The sequence below is a fragment of the Aquiflexum sp. genome, assembly GCF_977115555.1.
Genome location: NZ_CDSBKL010000656.1, coordinates 1 through 1,220 on the forward strand (window position 1 = coordinate 1; position 1,220 = coordinate 1,220).

General features: G+C 36.9%; 2 protein-coding genes. Both read right to left on the minus strand.

The features are described 5' to 3' along the window. Positions 1 to 189: KilA-N domain-containing protein (locus ACZFYI_RS20475; protein ID WP_462525967.1), on the minus strand; the 189-nt coding region annotated here is incomplete at its 3' end. A 272-nt stretch (positions 190 to 461) separates the two neighbouring features. Beyond that, on the minus strand, positions 462 to 1,220 hold a 759-nt coding region (locus ACZFYI_RS20480; RefSeq protein WP_462525968.1), incomplete at its 5' end, for a glycerate kinase.

The window sequence follows — 1,220 nt, forward strand, 5'->3', positions numbered from 1 at the left end:
GTATATTTGCTCCGAAAAACCGAGCAATTCTATTGTATTTCTGTTTCTTAACCAATTTTGAATAATGCTAACAGTATGAGAAGAGTCTTTAAATTTGGCAATGTCCGTCAGGGAAACAAAATCGTCTGATTCTGCTCTAAAAATGGTAATTTCAGTTCCTTGTACGTTTATTTTCTTATTTTGCACCATTTCAATTGCTAAAACTTTCAGTGATAATGATTTAGGGATTCAGGGATTTTACCCTCACGATTTTCTTTTTAAATCCTTGGTCTTTCTCTACTTCAGGAGCTGGAGTTTATTGAAATTAATTTGTTAAGATATCAGTAAACATACTGACTTGACTTAAATAATCCAATTTGATTTTTAAGAAATAAGACAGCGAGTGACAAAGTAAAATCTTTAGGATATTGTTGAGATATGGATATTCAAAAAGTCGAAAAAACTTAATCAAATATGAGATTTCATATTCCCTTAGCTATGGCTTCAAATAAACTTATCCTAGCCTTTTCCCTAAAATCATCCAAATCGAAATCCAGCTCAGGCAGTTGGATTACTTGGTCAAAACCAGAACCTTTTCCACCGTTTCCGGAAGTGATCAAAACTGATTTCTTACCATGTTTTCTTGCCAACTGCAGCAGTTCATAACTTCCTTTGCCGGAAGCTGATTGGGTGTCATAGCGTCCTTCTCCTGTGATGATGATATCTGAAGACATGACTTTGGATTCCATACCAACTTTTTCAAAAAACCATTTTGCGCCCATTTCTATTTCAACCGGAAAAAAGAATGAAAGCCCAAAGGCAATACCCCCTGCTGCACCAAAACTTGTTCTGTCGGGAATTTCCTTGCCGGACTTTTTTGCCATCAAATCCAAAACATTGGAACATTCTTTTTCGAAGGCTCCCAAATCTTTGTTTTCCAATCCTTTTTGGGGACCGAAAACAGGAATGGCTCCTTCTTTGCCAAAGAAGTAATTGTTGACATCACAAAGGCAGGTAAACCTGATGGCAGGTTTGGGAATTGGGCTTTGGATATGCCTGATATTAGAAATGAATCCTTCCGAAAAAACAGGGATTTCTCTTCCGTTTTCATCCAAAAACAGAAAACCCAAACCTCTTAAAATCCCTAAACCTAAATCTATGGTCGCACTTCCCCCCAAACCTAAAATAACATGTTTGACTCCTGATTCAACCGCTTTTTTGATCAATTCACCTGTTCCGTA